The organism is Nocardioides daedukensis, from assembly GCF_013408415.1.
Lineage (GTDB): Bacteria > Actinomycetota > Actinomycetes > Propionibacteriales > Nocardioidaceae > Nocardioides > Nocardioides daedukensis.
Window position 1 is genome coordinate 1,583,382 of the sequence record NZ_JACCAA010000001.1, and the last position, 15,727, is coordinate 1,599,108.

Sequence of the window (15,727 nt, forward strand, 5' to 3'; positions counted from 1 at the left end):
TCTCAGGTCCGCACCATCCGCCCATTGTGTGGCGCGGGTTACGGCGATCTGGGTAGGTTGCCGCAATGACCTTGGTGCAAGAGGAGTCCGCCGCCGCTGCGCCCGGTGAGGCGCTCGTGGTGCTCGAGGGCGTCAACAAGTGGTACGGCAACCTGCATGTCCTCCAGGACATCAACCTGACCGTCAAGCGCGGCGAGGTCGTCGTGGTGATCGGCCCGTCCGGCTCCGGCAAGTCGACGCTGTGCCGCACGATCAACCGCCTCGAGACCATCGACGAGGGCACGATCACCCTCGACGGACAGCCCCTGCCCGAGGAGGGCAAGGCCCTGGCCAACCTGCGCGCCGACGTCGGGATGGTCTTCCAGAGCTTCAACCTGTTCGCCCACAAGACGATCCTGCAGAACGTCACCCTCGGTCCCACCAAGGTGCGCAAGCAGTCGAAGACCGCGGCCGACGACCAGGCCCGCGGTCTGCTCGAGCGGGTCGGGATCGCCCAGCAGGCCGCGAAATATCCGGCCCAGCTCTCCGGTGGCCAGCAGCAGCGCGTGGCCATCGCGCGTGCGCTGGCGATGGAACCGAAGGTGATGCTCTTCGACGAGCCGACCTCGGCACTCGACCCGGAGATGATCAAGGAAGTCCTCGACGTCATGGTCGACCTTGCCAAGCAGGGCATGACGATGATCGTGGTCACCCACGAGATGGGCTTCGCGCGCACCGCGGCTGACCGGGTGATCTTCATGTCCGAGGGCGCGATCGTCGAGGAGAACACCCCCGAGGAGTTCTTCACCAACCCGCAGTCCGAGCGCGCCAAGGACTTCCTCGGCAAGATCCTCAAGCACTGACCGTCCAGCCGAACTGGCCTGTCGACCCCGAGTGGCACCACCGATAAGGAGAAACGCAGATGCGGATCAGGAACAAGGGAATCGCAGTCGCGGCGGGGCTCGTCCTCGGCCTCGGCGTGCTGAGCGCCTGTGGCGACGCCGGCAGTGACGACGAAGGCCGGGACGTCGAGGCCAAGTCGGACTGTGAAGACAAGTTCGAAGCCGGCTCGAAGATGGAGGAGCTCTCCAAGGCCGGCAAGATCACGGTTGGTGTGAAGTACGACCAGCCCGGTCTCGGTTACAAGGACGCCGCAGCAGAGCGCCCCACCGGCTTCGACATCGAGGTGGCGAAGATCCTCGTCGCCGACCTGTGCATCGACCCTGCCTCGGACAACGTCACGTGGGAGGAGACCATCTCCGACAACCGCGAGCCGTTCCTCCAGGAGGGTCGCGTGGACCTGGTGCTCGCGTCGTACTCGATCACCGATGACCGTCGCAAGCTGGTCGGCCAGACCGGCCCCTACATGGTCACCGGTCAGCAGATCCTCGTCGCAGAGGACAGCAAGATCACCGGCATCGACGACCTGAAGGGCAAGAAGGTCTGCTCGGTGCGTGGCTCGACGTCGCTGAAGAACGTCGAGGCCGCCGGTGCCATCGGCGTCCCGGCCGACGCGTACGGCGCATGCGCCGAGGACGTCATCAACGGCACCGTCGAGGCAATGTCGACCGACGGCTCGATCCTGATGGGCCTCGCTGCCCAGCACGAGGGTGAGCTCAAGGTCGTCGGCGACGAGTTCTCCGAGGAGAACATCGGTGTCGGCTACTCCAAGAAGAGCCCCGAGATGTGCCAGTGGATCAACGACACGTTGACCACGGCGTTCGAGGACGGTTCGTGGGCCGACGCGTTCGAGCTGACCCTGGGCAAGTCCGGGTCGGAGACCCCCGAGCCGCCGAAGCTCGACGACTGCGCCTGATCTTGGCAACACGCTGTCGGGGACGGTGAGAACCGTCCCCGACAGTGCTGAGAACGACTGACATCACCGACCAGGAAGGACGTCACCAGAGTGGAAGTGGTCTGGGATAACCGCGGCGACGTCGCGACGGCATTCAGCTACACGCTGGTGCTATTCGTGACGTCCGGGATCCTGTCGTTGGTGATGGGCACGATCCTTGCCGCCATGCGGGTGGGCCCGGTGGCCGTGATGCGGTGGGCCGCGTCGACCTACGTCACCCTGGTCCGCAACACGCCCCTGCTGATCATCTACATGTTCTTCCGCATCGGCGGCCCCAAGATCGACCTCAAGTTCACCTGGGTCGACTGGACCATCGGCAACGTGGACCTCGACACCTACGTCGCCTCCGGCATCGTGGCGCTGACGGTCTACACCTCCACCTTCGTCTGCGAGGCGCTCCGCTCGGGCGTCAACGCCGTGCCGATCGGCCAGGCCGAGGCGGCCCGCGCGATCGGGATGCCGTTCGCCGGCACGATGCGGCACGTGATCATCCCGCAGGCATTCCGCGCCTCGGTGCCCCCGCTGGCCAGCGTCCAGATCGCCCTGCTGAAGAACACCACCGTCATCGGTGCGCTCGGCGTGGTCGAGGCCTTCACCTACATGTATGAGCTGACCAACGACAACGCCGCGGCACGGATCGGCATCTTCCTCAGCTTCGCGGCGATCTTCGTTGTCCTGGTCGAGCTGCTGTCCTTCGCAGCGAACCGCCTCGAACGACGTTGGAGCGTGGCCCGATGAGTGCAAGCGTCCTGTTTGACAGCCCCGGCCCACGCACCCGCGCCCGGCACCGTGGCTACACCGTGCTCACGATCCTGGTCATCGCGGCGATCATCGCCTACGCCGCGATCCGGCTCGGTCAGCACGGCCAGTTCGAATACTCCAAGTGGGAACCGTTCGTCACCCCGAAGTACATCAAGGCGATCATCTTCAAGGGCATCCTGGTCACCCTCCAGCTCGCCCTGTTCTCGGTGCTGTTCGCGGTCGTGTTCGGTGTCGTCTTCGGCATCGGCAAGCTGTCGGAGCATGCCTGGGTCCGCTGGCCCTGTTGGGCAGTCGTGGAGTTCTTCCGCGCCGTGCCGGTCCTGCTGCTGATGGTGCTGATCTTCTTCATGTGGGGCATCTCGCGCGGCGACTTCGGCGAGTTCTGGACCGTCGTCGCAGCCCTGACCCTCTACAACGGCGCGGTCCTGGCCGAGGTGTTCCGCGCCGGCATCCTGGCCGTGCCCAAGGGCCAGGGGGAGGCGGCGTACGCCATCGGCATGCGCAAGTCGCAGGTGATGTCGATCGTGCTGCTGCCGCAGGCGGCCAAGATCATGCTGCCCGCCATCCTCAGCCAGTGCGTGGTGGCACTTAAGGACACCAGCCTCGGCTATGTGGTGACCGCCGGTGGTCTGAGCACCGTCGCCAAGGAGATCTACAACGGGCGGTTCTCGAACCACGTGCCGACCATCCTGGTGATCGGCGCGATCTATGTGCTGCTCAACCTGATCCTCACCATGCTGGCCACGTTGGCGCAGAAGAAGCTGGTCGGCGAGAAGAAGGTGCTCGACGTGCCGATGGTCGGCGCGGCGGAAGCGAAGGCCTGACTAGGCCTTCGCCGGCTTCGGGGTCACCCAGAGCTTGATCACGCCGTCGAAGCACTCCACGCCACTCTTGGTCAGGGCGCGGACCCGCACGTGCAGGTCGGGGTCGTCACCGGCCCACTGCTCGGGGTCGGTCTCGGCGATGATGGTGATGTCGGAGTCGGCCTTCGCGGTGTAGTTGATGTCCATCCCCTTGGGGATCCACCGCTTGTCCTTGGGGATCGTCACCTCTGCGAGCGCCCCCATCGCGGCCTCGGCACCGTTGCACAGCGCGATCGCGTGCACCGTGCCGATGTGGTTGTGCACCGCGCGGCGCTTCGGGAATGTCAGCTCGACGTGGTTCGGCTCGATGACCCGGAAGGTCGGTCGGATCGTCGCGAAGTACGGGGCCTTCTGGGCGAAGGCGAGCGAGAACGCCTTGTTCCCCATCGGCACGGCCGACATCTTCTTCCACAGGTCCAGGAGTGCAGGCATGGCACTAGGTTACCCACAAGTAACTCCATCTGGATGTTGCCTGTGCCACAGGACGTTCCCTGACCTACGGTTGCGTAAGTTACGGTGACCTCGAAACTGACGACATCTGTGGGGAGCAGCACGTGACCACCACCGCGTCCAATCGGGACACGGACCTTCCGGAGCGCGCGACCCTGGGTGGCGACGAGCAGTCGATGCTCGAGCAGATCACCCTCGCGCTGTTCATCCTGGTCCCGTTCATCGCCATCGTTGCCGCCGTCCCGGTCGCCTGGGGCGGTTGGTTGGGCTGGAGCGACGTGATCATCGCGGTCACGATGTACTCGATCGGTCTGTTCGGGATCACGGTCGGCTACCACCGCCTGTTCACGCACAAGTCGTTCAAGCCGAACCGTCCACTGAAGGTGGCGCTGGCTATCGCCGGGTCGATGGCGATCCAGGGCCCGGTGGTCCGCTGGGTCGCCGATCACCGCAAGCACCACAAGTTCTCCGACCGCGACGGCGACCCGCACTCGCCCTGGAAATATGGCACCTCGATCGGCGCCGTGGCCAAGGGCATGTTCCACGCACACATGATGTGGCTCTTCGACGAGGAGCAGACGCCGCAGCGCAAATATGCTCCCGACCTGATGAAGGACCCCGACATCGTCCGGGTGAGCCGACTGTTCTGGCTGTGGACGCTGATCAGCCTGCTCGTACCGCCCGTCCTGGGTGGCCTGGTCACCTGGTCCTGGCAGGGCGCTGCGACTGCCTTCTTCTGGGGGACCCTGGTTCGCGTCGGTCTGCTGCACCACGTGACCTGGTCGATCAACTCGATCTGCCACACGATCGGCGAACGCCCGTTCCTCTCGCGCGACAAGTCCTCCAACGTGTGGTGGCTGGCGATCCCGTCCGGCGGCGAGTCCTGGCACAACCTGCACCACGCCGACCCGACCTGCGCGCGCCACGGCGTACTCCGCGGCCAGCTCGACTCCTCGGCCCGCCTGATCTGGGTCTTCGAGAAGCTGGGCTGGGTCAAGGACGTGCGCTGGCCGGTCGCCGAGCGCCTCGACGCGAAGCTGAAGGCCAACCAGCCCGCCTGACGCCGACCCGGCACTTGTTGACGCGCCTCAACGCCGACCCGGCAGTTGTTGACGCTGTTTGGCGCTCCGGCACTTTTTGACGCCGCGGTTGTTGGCAGCACTGGCAGGATGGAGCGGTGAGCACCTCCCGCAAGTCCGCGCCGCGCAGCAGGATGACCGCGGCGGAGCGTCGCGAACAGCTCATCGCCACGGCCCGAGAACTCTTCGCCGCACGCGGCTTCGACGGTACGTCGATCGAAGAGGTCGCAGCCCGCTCCGAGGTGTCCAAGCCGGTCGTCTATGAGCACTTCGGCGGCAAGGAGGGGCTCTATGCGGTGGTTGTCGATCGTGAGGTCACCCTGCTCCTGGCGATGATGCGCGCCTCGTTGACGTCAGGGACATCCCGGGCTCTGCTCGAACAGGCCGCGCTCACACTGCTGGACTACATCGAGGCCCAGCCGGACGGGTTCCGGATCCTGGTGCGCGACTCTCCGATGGCCTCGCAAGGAGCCAGCTTCCAGTCGATCATCGGCGACACCGCCTCGCGGGTCGAGGGAATCCTGGTCGATCAGTTCACGAAGGCCGGGCTGGAAGCGCGGACCGCGCCGATGTATGCGCAGATGCTGGTCGGGATGGTCGGAACCACCGGACAGTGGTGGCTGGAGACCGGACGGAAGCCGGCCAAGGACGTGGTCGCGGCGCACATCGTGAACCTCGCGTGGAACGGGCTCTCGGGACTCGAGAAGAAGCCACTGCTGGAGGCCGGGCGGACGACCCCCTCATCTCCCCTCCCCCGCATCCACCCAACAGCGGGTTAGGCCCTGTCGGCGTCGCTAGCGCTGATCGACCCGTCGTGAATTCACCTTTCGACCCAGCCAGAATGCGAATTGGCGACGGGTCGGCGAAAAGGGCACTCATCGAGCCGTCGTGAGTTCACGTCCTGAGGCCGCCGGAATGTGAATTCACGACGGGTCGGCGGAGGGGCGGGGTCTAGGTGGGGTCGTAGGGGCCGACGAGGTCGTTGGCCACCTCGGAGGACACCCGCACGCAGATGCCGGTGACCGACCAGGTGAGTACGCCGCGCTGCAGCTTCAGGGTGAGCCGGAGGTCGTCGCGGCGCAGGTTGCGCACCTCGACCGTGGTGTTGCTCGGCGGGTCGAGGGTCCAGCCCTCGGCCTCCACGGCCGCCCTGGCCTGGTCGAGGGCTGCGGTGTCCGCCTCGTCGCTCCAGTCGACGAACTCGTGATAGATCAGGCCCTCGGTCGGGGACGTGCCACACGTGCCGTAGTTGGCCGTCGCTGGCTTCGCGGTGCCGCCGAGCTCAGCCAGTACGGTCGCGGTCACGCCCTTGACCGCTGCCGTCGTCGTGTCGCGGGCGGCGCGAAGGTCATCCATCTCGTCCTCCTCGTTCGACCCCGACTCCCCGCAGGCCACCATCACCAGGCCGAGCAGGAGGATGAGGGCACTGACCGTGAATCGCTTGATCACTTGTAGGTCACCTCGCCGGTGTCCGGCGTCTCGACGGGATCCCGATCGATCTCGGGATCCTCCGGACCACCAAACCACGGGTCGTGCACATGATCGGCGTGGACCACGTATTCATCGGCCCCATCCACGATCCGGCCGATGTTGTAGAGCGACTCACTGTCCTCGTTGAAGTAGTTGCCGTGCGCCTCGATGCCCCGGTGCCAGCCGTTGCGGTCAGGGTCCTCGGCGGTGAACCGCTGGCCGCCGAACTTGTCCTCGGCCGGATCACGCCCCAGCCCCGCACCGATCCGGCCGGGCGACACGTCGCCGTGATCCCCCAACGCCCCGACGAGGTCGCGGCTGTTGCGGCCCGCCCACACGTTGTCGCCGTCCATGTCATAGGCGCCGACGTCGGAATAGCCGCCACCGGGGCTGCCGACCAGGACCAGGTCATCGATGTCGATGTCGTGATCGCCCGCAGCATGTCCAGCGGTGGTCGAGCCATAGCTGTGCCCGATCAGGGTCAGATGGGCTGGGTTGTCCGCCCGTGAGGCGCGGAGTCCGTCGATGTCGTTGGCCAGGGTCGCGCCGCCGTCCTCGGCGCGGTGCTCGGTCAGCGTCGCCGGGTCGGTGATCCCGGAGGGGGCGTCGTAGCCGAGCCAGATCATCGAGGCGACCGAGTTCTCCCCGTTGCCGTTGAACCGTGCCGCCTCATAGACATTGGTCGCGTCGCGGGTCATTGCCGAGATCCCGTCGATGTCACTGGTGATCCCGGGGACACGGACTGCCAAGTTGTCGGCCGTGTCGAGGTCTCCGATCGAGATCGCCACAGAGCCGCTGTCGGTGCCGTACTTCTCCGGGTCGTACATCCAGAGCTGGATCGGCGGATGCTCCCCGGTGAGCGGATCGACGTACTTCTCAACCTGTCGCACGGCATCGTCGACGTGCTGCGCGTTGTCGAGCACGGAGGCCTCGTGCGGGCTGATGGTGCCGTCCTCCTGCTTCTCGGTGAGGCCGGCGATCTGTTCGTCCAACAGGATCCGGTTGGCCTCGTCCCGCACGTCGGCGGGGAGCCCGTCCATCCTGCCGATCACCTCGGGAGACTCCACCAGCAGTGCGTGTCGCTCCTCGGCACTGAGGCCTTCCCACCATTCGCGGGCAGCTTCGGGCGACCTGAACAGGAGGCCCATCGGCCCACCGTTCTTCAGCAGGGCATTGCCGGCGAGCGCGGCACTGGCGTCGTTGGCCGCCGCGATGTCGGCCAGGGTCTGGTTCGTGGTGAACGCCTTGTTCATCGTGCGGTCGTTCGCCCGGAGCTCGCGCTTGAGCTTGGCGTGGTCACTCACCAACTCGCCGTAATCGTCGCGCAGCGTCTGAGCGGCATTCTCATAACCGGACCTGGTGATGGGGTGCAGGGGCTCCTCCATCGCCCGGAGCTCGCCGATCAATGACGTGCGCCAGGAGTTTGCGGCGGCGCGGCGTTCGACCAACTGGTCCCGCAACGTCCGCAGCTCCTCGAGGACCTGAGCGTGGATCGTCACCGCGCGCGCGACCCGTCGCATCCCCGTCTGGAGCGTGTTCGCGTCGGTCTGCACGGACTCGGCCGAGGTGGCGTAGGCGTCAGCGTCGTCGCCGATCCAGGGACGCGCACCGGGCCTGCTCGCCGTCCAGGCGAAGTCGGCGAGCTCTTCGAAGTCGGAGGCGATGCCATAGAGCGTCTCGGCGAACGCGTCGACCGGCACCGGGTCGCCCTCGACCTCGACGATGGTCTCCGGGCGTGGGTCGGGGAACGAGATCCCGTGGACGGTGACCATCAGTCGTCCCTCTGCGTGTAGCCCTCGCCGACACCGTCGTCGGTGGCCCGCCAGGTCCGCCCCGCGTCACCGAGCCCGTCGGAGATCGTCTCCACCCGGTCACGCATCGTGGTGGTCAGGTCCACCCAGGAGGCCAGGAAGGCGCGTGCCTGTGGTGCCACGTCCGGGCTGAAGCCGGTCGCCTTCTGCTCGTTGGTCTCCGAGCGGGTCGAGGTCATCAGCTCGACCCAGTCGGACCACGAGCGGGACTCGGCCGAGAGTGCGCTCGGGTCGACATCGATCCCGAGGCCGCCTCCGCCGGTCATCCGCGTGCCTCGCCCTCGAGCAGTACGTCGCGGAAGTCGGGCTCGAGTGGGTAGGGGCCCGCGGTGGTGACGATTGCAAGCCGGCCGGTGGACACGACGTACATCAGCTTCACCGTCACGGTGTCGCGGCGGGCGCGGAAGCGGGGCATCCCGTCCTGCTCCTCGACCACCTGCCAACCCTGTGCGGTCAGTGTCTCGATCCCGGTCTGGAGGATCGCCGACGCATCCGAGAGCGACAGGTCGCTGACGGAGAACAGCCGGCGGCGGCTGACCGCGTCCGGCGCGACCGGGGCCCAGCCCTCGTCGCTCTCCTGCGCCACCTCGCGCCCCGCCAGCACGCTGCCCAGCCACTCGTCCACGGCAGCCAGGTCCGCGGCCGAACGCGCGCGGAAGTCGGGCTCGGTGAGCAGTTCGGAGCTCGCGTCCTCATCGGCCGACTCGGCCGCCTCGGGTGGAAGCAGGACGATCGTCGCGTCGGGGTGGCGTCGCGCCACCACGCCGAAGAATGGGTCTGCAAGGACTCTGGGATCTGCCGCCATGGGAACAGGCTTCCGCATTGGCCCCGAGGACAAACCTCGTGCCTGCCCATCTGTGGATGAGCGGGATCAGGCCAGCAGCTCGACCCGGTTCCCGTGGGCGTCACGGGTGTGGCACCGCTGATGTCCCTCGAAGGTGTACCGCTCGGACCAGTCGACCTCGAACCCCAGTCGCTGCAGGCGATCGGCCACGTCCTCGAGGTCGGCGACCGAGTCCAGCACGAGCGCAGGGTGCGCCTTGAGCGCCGGCGCGAACGGCTCCTCGACACCGATGTGCAGCTCTGCGACAACCTGTCCCGACGCGTCGTACGAGCGCCACCAGCACCCGCCTCGCCCGGACAGTGCAGCCGGCTTCGGGACCTCGACCAGGCCCAGGCCGGTGCCATAGAACCGGCGGGCATCCTCCTCGCCGCCACGCGGGCAGGCGACCTGCACATGGTGGAGGCGCATCAGGACTCCACCCGTCGGGCGACGACGAAGATCCGGCGGAACGGCAGCAGCACGCCGGCCTCCCCCTCCGGATAGGCCTCCCGCAGACGCGCCCTGAACTCGTCGACGAACTCCTCGCGCAGCCCGGCCGGTAGGGCCTGGATGGTGGGACGGGCGCCGGTCGAGCTGACCCAGTCGAAGACCGCGTCGGGTCCGTGCAGGACGTGGAGGTACGTCGTCTCCCAGGCGTCCACCTCGAAGCCGAGCGGCGCCAGCGCGCGGTGGTAGTCGGCCGGGTCGTGCGAGCTGGGCACGGCAACATCATTGAGGTGTACGGCGTACTCCGGCCGGCTCGCGAGCTCGGTACGGATCGTGTGGCTCGGCTCATCGAAGTTGCCGGGGACCTGGAAGGCGAGCCACTGGCCGGCCTTCGCGGCCAGCTGCGGAAGGAGGTCGAGGTGACCGTCGACCCACTGCAGGGTCGCGTTGGAGACGACGACGTCCACCGGGTCGGCGTGGGCGATCCAGCTGCGCAGGTCACGGACCTCGAAGTCGACTCCGCGTCCGCTCGGCGCTGCCTCGATCATCTCGGGGCTGGAGTCGAGGCCCACGATCCGCGCGCCGGGCCAGCGCTCGGCGAGGGTGAGGGTCAGGTTGCCGGGTCCGCAGCCCAGGTCGGTCACGGTGTTCGGCCGGTCGGCGCCGACCCGCGCCAGCAGGTCGAAGAACGGACGGCCGCGCTCGTCGGCATAGGTGAGGTAGTGCGTCGGGTCCCACGTCATCGGGGCACTCCATTTCTCTTGACGTCAAGATACTTCTACCCTGCGCCAGTCCTATCTCGATGTCAAGATTCTTGATCAGTTAAGATCAAAAGCATGCGGGATGAAGTGGACGACCTCGTCGATGCGTGGGCGCGCGAGCGCGCCGACCTGGACCTGTCCCCCGTCGAGGTGTTCAGCCGGATCAGCCGACTCTCCAAGCTGCTCGACCTGGCCCGGCGCCAGGCCTTCACCACCCACAAGATCGAGCCGTGGGAGTTCGACGTGCTGGCCGCGCTGCGACGTGCCGGTGAGCCCTACGAGCTCTCCCCCGGGCGACTGATCCGCGAAACCCTGGTCACCAGCGGAACGATGACCAACCGGGTCGACCGGCTCACCTCGCGCGGGTTCGTCGAGCGGCTCCCCGACCCCAACGACCGACGTGGGGTGCTGGTCCACCTCACGCCCCAAGGCAAGGACTCCGTGGACAGCGCGTTCGAGGAGCTGCTGGACAGCGAACGCGAACTCCTCGCAGGACTACCGCCCGAGGACCGCACCCAGCTCGCCACCCTGCTGCGGGCCCTGATGGCCCCGCTCTCCTGACCCGTCCGGGCAAGAATCACTCGAGGGCTTCGGCAGCCTCGAGCCACTCCATCTCGAGCTCTTCCTTCTCCGCACGCAGCACGTCGAGCTCCGCCGACAGCTCGGCGAGCTTGCCGTAGTCCGCGGCGTGCTCGGCGATCTGCGCGTTCAGCTTGGCCTCGAGCTCGGCGACCTTGGCCAGCCGCCGGTCGATCCGCTCGATCACCTTCTTCGCGGCCCGCTCCTCCGCGCTGCCCGCCTTCACCTTCGGCGTCCCGGCAGGCGCCGCGGCGTCGGCGGAGGCACTCCCGGAGGCCGGTGCTGAGTCCGACGAGGTGGGCGCGGCGAGGGCCGCCTCACGGCGCTCGAGATATTCGTCCACCCCGCGCGGCAGCATCGAGATCTTGCCGTCGCCGAGCAGCGCCCAGACCGAATCGGTGACCCGCTCGAGGAAGTAACGGTCGTGGGAGACCACGATCAACGTTCCGGGCCAGCTGTCGAGGAAGTCCTCGAGGACGTTGAGGGTGTCGATGTCCAGGTCGTTGGTGGGCTCATCGAGCAGCAGCACGTTGGGCTCGAGCAGCAACAGCCGCAGCAGCTGGAACCGCCGACGCTCGCCACCGGAGAGGTCCCCGATCCGTGCGGTCAGCCGGTCGCCGGTGAAGCCGAACCGCTCCAGCATCGAGGTCGCGGTGATCTCGCCGTCGGCGGTCTTGGTAACCCGCCGGATCGACTCCACCGAGGGCAGCACGCGCTCGGCCGGGTCGAGGTCGTCGAGTGCCTGGGTCAGGTGCTGCATGGCGATCGTGCGACCGTGCTTCACCTTCCCGGCCGAGGGAGCCAGGGTGCCGGCCAGCAGGGAGAGCACCGAGGTCTTGCCGGCGCCGTTCACCCCCACGATCCCGACCCGGTCGCCGGGACCGATCCGCCAGGTCGCGTGCGAGAGCAGCTTGCGCTCGCCGCGCACCAGGTCGACGTCTTCTACGTCGAGGACGTCCTTGCCGAGCCGCTGGGTGGCGAACTTCTGCAGCTCCAGGCGGTCGCGCGGCGGCGGTACGTCCTCGATCAGCTGGTTGGCCGCGTCGATCCGGAACTTCGGCTTCGAGGTCCGTGCCGGAGCACCACGGCGCAGCCAGGCAAGCTCCTTGCGGACCAGGTTCTGTCGCCGGGACTCCGAGGCGGACGCCTGGCGCTGCCGCTCCGCCTTGGCCAGCACGAAGGCCGCGTAGCCACCCTCGTAGGAGTCCACGACGCCGTCGTGCACCTCCCAGGTGTAGTGGCAGATCGCATCCAGGAACCACCGGTCGTGGGTGACCACGACCAGCGCGGACGGGAGCGAGATCAGGTGGGTGGCCAGCCAGGCCACCGCCTCGACGTCGAGGTGGTTGGTCGGCTCGTCGAGGATGACCAGGTCGTGCTCGTCGAGCAGCAGCTGGGCCAGGGCACAGCGACGGCGCTCGCCACCGGAGAGTCCCAGCACGGCGCGGTCCAGGGAGACCCCGGCCAACAGGACCTCGATCACCTCGCGGGTCGTCGAGTCTGCGGCCCACTCGTGGTCGCTCTTGCCGCCCAGCACCGCCTCGCGCACGGTGTGGGTGTCGACCAGCTCATCTCCCTGGTGGAGGTAGCCGATCTGCAGCCCGCGGGACTTCGAGACCCGGCCCTCGTCCGGCTCCTCCAGTCCGCTCATCACCTCGAGCAGCGTGGTCTTGCCGTCGCCGTTGCGACCGACGATGCCGATCCGCTCGCCGCGCGAGATCCCCAGCGAGACCTCCGAGAGCAGCGGGCGTACGCCGTACGACTTGGAGACCTTCTCGAGGTTGACCAGGTTGGCCATCAGGACTCCACCACCATTGCGCCGGCGACGGGTCCGTGGGCAGTGAGGACTTCGCCGTACGACGTCAGCTCGGCCGCCAGACTCGCTGCATGGTCCGCGTCGCGGGCCAGGAACAGGCACGTCGGTCCCGAGCCGGAGACCAGTGCGGCCAACGCACCCGCATCGATGCCTGCCCGCAGCGGGCTCGCCAGGGCCGGGCGCAGCGAGAGCGAGGCCTCCTGGAGGTCGTTGGAGAGGGCGGCCGCGAGGTCGGTCACCGAGCCCGCGGCAAGCGCGTCGATGAGTGCGTCGGGCAGGTCAGGCTCGGGGCGCGCCAGGCCGTCGTAGATCGCGTCGTGCTCGCCATAGACCTCCGGCGTGGAGAGTCCCTCACCGAAGGTGAGCAGCACCCAGTCATATCGCCCGGGATCCGGGAGCGGGCTGACGATCTCTCCCCTGCCCAGGCCTCTGGCGGTGCCACCGACGAGGCAGAACGGGACGTCGGAGCCGAGCTCGGCGGCCAGCTCTGCCAAGTCCGGGCGGTCCAGTCCCCACAGTGCGTCGCAGGCCACCAGGGCGGCCGCGGCGTCGGCGGAGCCGCCGGCCAGTCCACCGGCCACCGGAATCCCCTTGGCGATGTGGATGTTCACCGGGTGCGTCACGCCGGCGCGCTCGGCCAAGAGCTTGGCGGCGCGCAGGGCCAGGTTGGTCTCGTCGAGGGGCACCTGGTCCACCGCGATGCCGGGCGCGGCCTGACAGGTCACCGACCAGTCGTCCGCCGGGGTCACGGTGATCGTCGAGAACAGCGAGATCGCCTGGTAGACGGTGGCCAGCGGGTGGAACCCGTCGGGGCCAGGTGCGCCGACGCCGAGGTGCAGGTTGATCTTGGCGGCGGCGCGCGCGGACACCGCTCGCAGTGTGGGCTCAGGCATCGTCGGTCTCATTGGCGTCGGGGGTGCAGAACAGGCCCTCGGCGACACGGGCGAACTGCTCGACACCGAGCACCTCTCCGCGCGCCATCGGGTCGACGCCCGCGTGGGCGAGTGCCTGCTCAGCGGCCTGGGAGGAACCGGCCAGGTTCTTGAGGGTCGCGCGCAGCGTCTTGCGGCGCTGCGCGAAGGCAGCGTCGACGACCGCGAAGACCTGCTCCCGGGTGGCGCTGGTGGCCGGCGGTTCGCGGCGGGTCCAGGCGACCAGCCCGGAGTCGACGTTGGGTGCCGGCCAGAACACGTTGCGCCCGATCGCACCGGCACGGCGTACGTCGGCGAACCAGGCGGCCTTGACCGAGGGCACGCCATAGACCTTCGAGCCCGGCGGGGCCGCGAGCCGGTCGGCGACCTCGGACTGCACCATCACCAGGCCGCGCTCGAGAGTCGGCAGCAGGGTCATCATGTGCAGCAGCACGGGCACGGAGACGTTGTAGGGCAGGTTGGCCACCAAAGCGGTGGGCTGCGGGTCGGGCAGCGAGTCGATCCGCAGGGCGTCGGCATGTATGACGTGGAACGAGGCGGCCTGCTGCGGCGCGTATTCCTGGATCGTCGTCGGCAACGCAGCCGCAAGCTTGTCGTCGATCTCCACGGCGACGACCTGGCGGGCGGTCTCGAGCATAGCGAGGGTCAGCGAGCCGAGGCCGGGACCGATCTCGAGCACGACGTCTTCGGGGCCGATGCCGGACTCGCGGACGATGCGCCGACAGGTGTTGGCGTCGATGACGAAGTTCTGGCCCTTCTGCTTGGTGGGCCTGATGTCGAGCTCGGCGGCCAGTGAACGCACTTCCGCCGGGCCGAGGAGTCTCGGCCCGGCGGAGGAGTTGGCGTCAGGCATGCCCGAAGCCTAGTGCCTCGGCGATGGTCCGCAGACCACCACCGGTGTCACTGGGGCAGGCCGAGCTTCTGCGAGCAGTGGGGCCAGGCGCCGTAGCCGCCGTTGGCGTCACGGAGCTTGGTGGCCACGCGGATCTGCTCCTCGCGGCTGTTCTCGTGCGGGAGGCCCGAGCCGCCGTAGGCGTGCCAGGTCTGGGCGTTGAACTGGAGGCCGCCGTAGTAGCCGTTGCCGGTGTTGATCGACCAGTTGCCGCCGGACTCGCACTTGGCGAGCTGGTCCCAGACGGTGCTGCCGGTGGAGAAGTTGGGCGCAACCTTCTTGGGCGCGGCCTTCTCCTTGGTGCCGACCAGGATGACCTCGCTGACCGGCTTCTTGACGACCTCGGAGCGAACCACGGTGGTCTTGTAGACCTTGCCGTTGCGGTACTCGTACTTGTAGGTCACGTCGCGGACACCGTCGACACCAGGCTTCTCGACCTTGGTCTGGCCCTCGTAGAGCGAGCTGTCGTTCTTCTTCACGGTGCCGTGAGCGATGGCCTCGCTCGAGTCGCGCTTGTTCTTGAACTTGACCTTGGTGACCTTGATCTTCGTCCCGTCCCGGACCTCGCTGGAGCGGCTCGGGGAGACCAGGTCATTGCTGTCGACGAAGAGCTCGAGGCGCTCGAGGATCTCGGCGACGGTGGTGCCGGGGACGGCCTTGCGGATGGCCTTCTGGCCGGCGACCTTGACGATGACGCTCTTGGGCGTGGTCACCTCGAGGTCGAGTCCGCCGCGGTCGATCTCGGCGCCGCGGCTGGCGGAGAGGTCCGCGCCGCGATAGCCCAGGCCGAGATCGGCGAGGGCCTGCTCGACGGTGTCGGCGGTGACCCAGTAGGTCTTCGCCTTGCCGTCGACGTTGAGGGTGAGCTGTCGGCCGAACTTGACCGAGATCCGGGTGCCGTCGTCCACCTTCTCGTCCAGACCGGGCGCGACGACGTCGTGCTCACCGATCTTGATGTCCTCTTCGGACAGGACCTCGCCCACCGTGTCCCCGGAGGACTTGATGGTCTTGGCCTCGCCGTCGAGCGAGAGGGTGACTTCCTTGCCGAGCTGGGCATAACCGTAGGTGGTTCCGACCAGCGCGAGGGCTACGGCAGCGACGAGGGCCACGAGCACGCCCTTGCTCTTGCCGAGGAGTGCGATTCGGTTGCGCACAATTCTCCAGACTTCGAACGTTCCGGTTCTCGGATGACCTGCGCAACCGCATGC

18 protein-coding genes are annotated in these 15,727 nt (G+C 67.8%); 7 read left to right on the forward strand and 11 right to left on the reverse strand.

All coding sequences use genetic code 11. The features are described 5' to 3' along the window. Positions 1-65: 65 nt before the first annotated feature. From BJ980_RS07835 to BJ980_RS07850, 4 genes are all read left to right on the forward strand, one after another. Complete coding sequence (locus BJ980_RS07835; protein ID WP_179501781.1) at positions 66-842, forward strand: amino acid ABC transporter ATP-binding protein; 777 nt, start codon at positions 66-68, stop codon at positions 840-842. Positions 843-901: 59 nt separating this feature from the next. Then, the gene (locus tag BJ980_RS07840) at positions 902-1,795 is read left to right on the forward strand and encodes a glutamate ABC transporter substrate-binding protein (RefSeq protein WP_179501782.1); all 894 of its coding nucleotides are present in this window, start codon (positions 902-904) and stop codon (positions 1,793-1,795) included. Positions 1,796-1,891: 96 nt separating this feature from the next. Next, on the forward strand, positions 1,892-2,572 hold the full coding sequence (locus BJ980_RS07845) for an amino acid ABC transporter permease (RefSeq protein WP_343047731.1): 681 nt from the start codon (positions 1,892-1,894) through the stop codon (positions 2,570-2,572). After that, the gene (locus BJ980_RS07850) at positions 2,569-3,420 is read left to right on the forward strand and encodes an amino acid ABC transporter permease (RefSeq protein ID WP_179501784.1); all 852 of its coding nucleotides are present in this window, start codon (positions 2,569-2,571) and stop codon (positions 3,418-3,420) included. The genes BJ980_RS07845 and BJ980_RS07850 overlap by 4 nt, the downstream gene beginning before the upstream one ends. On the opposite strand, the gene BJ980_RS07855 is transcribed toward BJ980_RS07850, so the two are convergent. Then, positions 3,421-3,891: a hotdog fold domain-containing protein gene (locus tag BJ980_RS07855; RefSeq protein WP_179501785.1), complete on the reverse strand. Its 471-nt coding sequence runs from the start codon at positions 3,889-3,891 to the stop codon at positions 3,421-3,423. It lies immediately after the preceding gene. 122 nt (positions 3,892-4,013) lie between these two features. Here BJ980_RS07855 and BJ980_RS07860 point away from each other — a divergent pair, with 122 nt between their 5' ends. Beyond that, positions 4,014-4,970: an acyl-CoA desaturase gene (locus BJ980_RS07860; protein WP_343047732.1), complete on the forward strand. Its 957-nt coding sequence runs from the start codon at positions 4,014-4,016 to the stop codon at positions 4,968-4,970. Between the two features lie 152 nt (positions 4,971-5,122). Continuing rightward, positions 5,123-5,767 (forward strand): TetR/AcrR family transcriptional regulator, encoded by a 645-nt coding sequence (locus tag BJ980_RS07865; RefSeq protein WP_179503809.1) that lies wholly within the window; start codon positions 5,123-5,125, stop codon positions 5,765-5,767. Positions 5,768-5,939: 172 nt separating this feature from the next. Here BJ980_RS07865 and BJ980_RS07870 read toward each other — a convergent pair whose 3' ends face one another. The 6 genes from BJ980_RS07870 to BJ980_RS07895 all read right to left on the reverse strand — a co-directional run bounded on the left by BJ980_RS07870 (position 5,940) and on the right by BJ980_RS07895 (position 10,282). Further along, positions 5,940-6,437 carry a hypothetical protein gene (locus tag BJ980_RS07870; protein ID WP_179501786.1) on the reverse strand — a complete coding sequence of 166 codons (498 nt, stop codon included), beginning with the start codon at positions 6,435-6,437 and terminating at the stop codon, positions 5,940-5,942. Then, positions 6,434-8,230 (reverse strand): alpha/beta hydrolase, encoded by a 1,797-nt coding sequence (locus BJ980_RS07875; protein ID WP_179501787.1) that lies wholly within the window; start codon positions 8,228-8,230, stop codon positions 6,434-6,436. Before BJ980_RS07875 ends, BJ980_RS07870 begins: the two co-directional genes overlap by 4 nt. Beyond that, complete coding sequence (locus tag BJ980_RS07880; RefSeq protein WP_179501788.1) at positions 8,230-8,535, reverse strand: hypothetical protein; 306 nt, start codon at positions 8,533-8,535, stop codon at positions 8,230-8,232. Before BJ980_RS07880 ends, BJ980_RS07875 begins: the two co-directional genes overlap by 1 nt. Beyond that, positions 8,532-9,074, reverse strand: a complete 543-nt coding sequence (locus BJ980_RS07885; RefSeq protein WP_179501789.1) for a hypothetical protein — start codon at positions 9,072-9,074, stop codon at positions 8,532-8,534. The genes BJ980_RS07880 and BJ980_RS07885 overlap by 4 nt, the downstream gene beginning before the upstream one ends. Positions 9,075-9,140: 66 nt before the next feature. Beyond that, entirely contained in the window at positions 9,141-9,521 is a 381-nt protein-coding gene (locus tag BJ980_RS07890; RefSeq protein WP_179501790.1) for a VOC family protein, read from the reverse strand. Continuing rightward, positions 9,521-10,282: a methyltransferase domain-containing protein gene (locus BJ980_RS07895; RefSeq protein WP_179501791.1), complete on the reverse strand. Its 762-nt coding sequence runs from the start codon at positions 10,280-10,282 to the stop codon at positions 9,521-9,523. The genes BJ980_RS07890 and BJ980_RS07895 overlap by 1 nt, the downstream gene beginning before the upstream one ends. A 93-nt stretch (positions 10,283-10,375) precedes the next feature. On the opposite strand from BJ980_RS07895, the gene BJ980_RS07900 reads away from it, so the two are divergent. Further along, positions 10,376-10,861 carry a MarR family winged helix-turn-helix transcriptional regulator gene (locus tag BJ980_RS07900; protein WP_179501792.1) on the forward strand — a complete coding sequence of 162 codons (486 nt, stop codon included), beginning with the start codon at positions 10,376-10,378 and terminating at the stop codon, positions 10,859-10,861. Between the two features lie 16 nt (positions 10,862-10,877). On the opposite strand, the gene BJ980_RS07905 is transcribed toward BJ980_RS07900, so the two are convergent. The 4 genes from BJ980_RS07905 to BJ980_RS19240 are packed head-to-tail and all read right to left on the reverse strand — an operon-like array spanning position 10,878 to position 15,673. Beyond that, a complete protein-coding gene (locus BJ980_RS07905) occupies positions 10,878-12,677 on the reverse strand; it encodes an ABC-F family ATP-binding cassette domain-containing protein (protein ID WP_179501793.1) in 1,800 nt (599 codons plus the stop codon). Continuing rightward, positions 12,677-13,588 (reverse strand): 4-(cytidine 5'-diphospho)-2-C-methyl-D-erythritol kinase, encoded by a 912-nt coding sequence (locus BJ980_RS07910; protein WP_179501794.1) that lies wholly within the window; start codon positions 13,586-13,588, stop codon positions 12,677-12,679. Before BJ980_RS07910 ends, BJ980_RS07905 begins: the two co-directional genes overlap by 1 nt. Further along, complete coding sequence (gene rsmA / locus BJ980_RS07915) at positions 13,581-14,480, reverse strand: 16S rRNA (adenine(1518)-N(6)/adenine(1519)-N(6))-dimethyltransferase RsmA (RefSeq protein WP_179501795.1); 900 nt, start codon at positions 14,478-14,480, stop codon at positions 13,581-13,583. The genes BJ980_RS07910 and rsmA overlap by 8 nt, the downstream gene beginning before the upstream one ends. Positions 14,481-14,527: 47 nt before the next feature. Further along, positions 14,528-15,673: a resuscitation-promoting factor gene (locus tag BJ980_RS19240; protein WP_343047734.1), complete on the reverse strand. Its 1,146-nt coding sequence runs from the start codon at positions 15,671-15,673 to the stop codon at positions 14,528-14,530. Between the last annotated feature and the right edge of the window lie 54 nt (positions 15,674-15,727).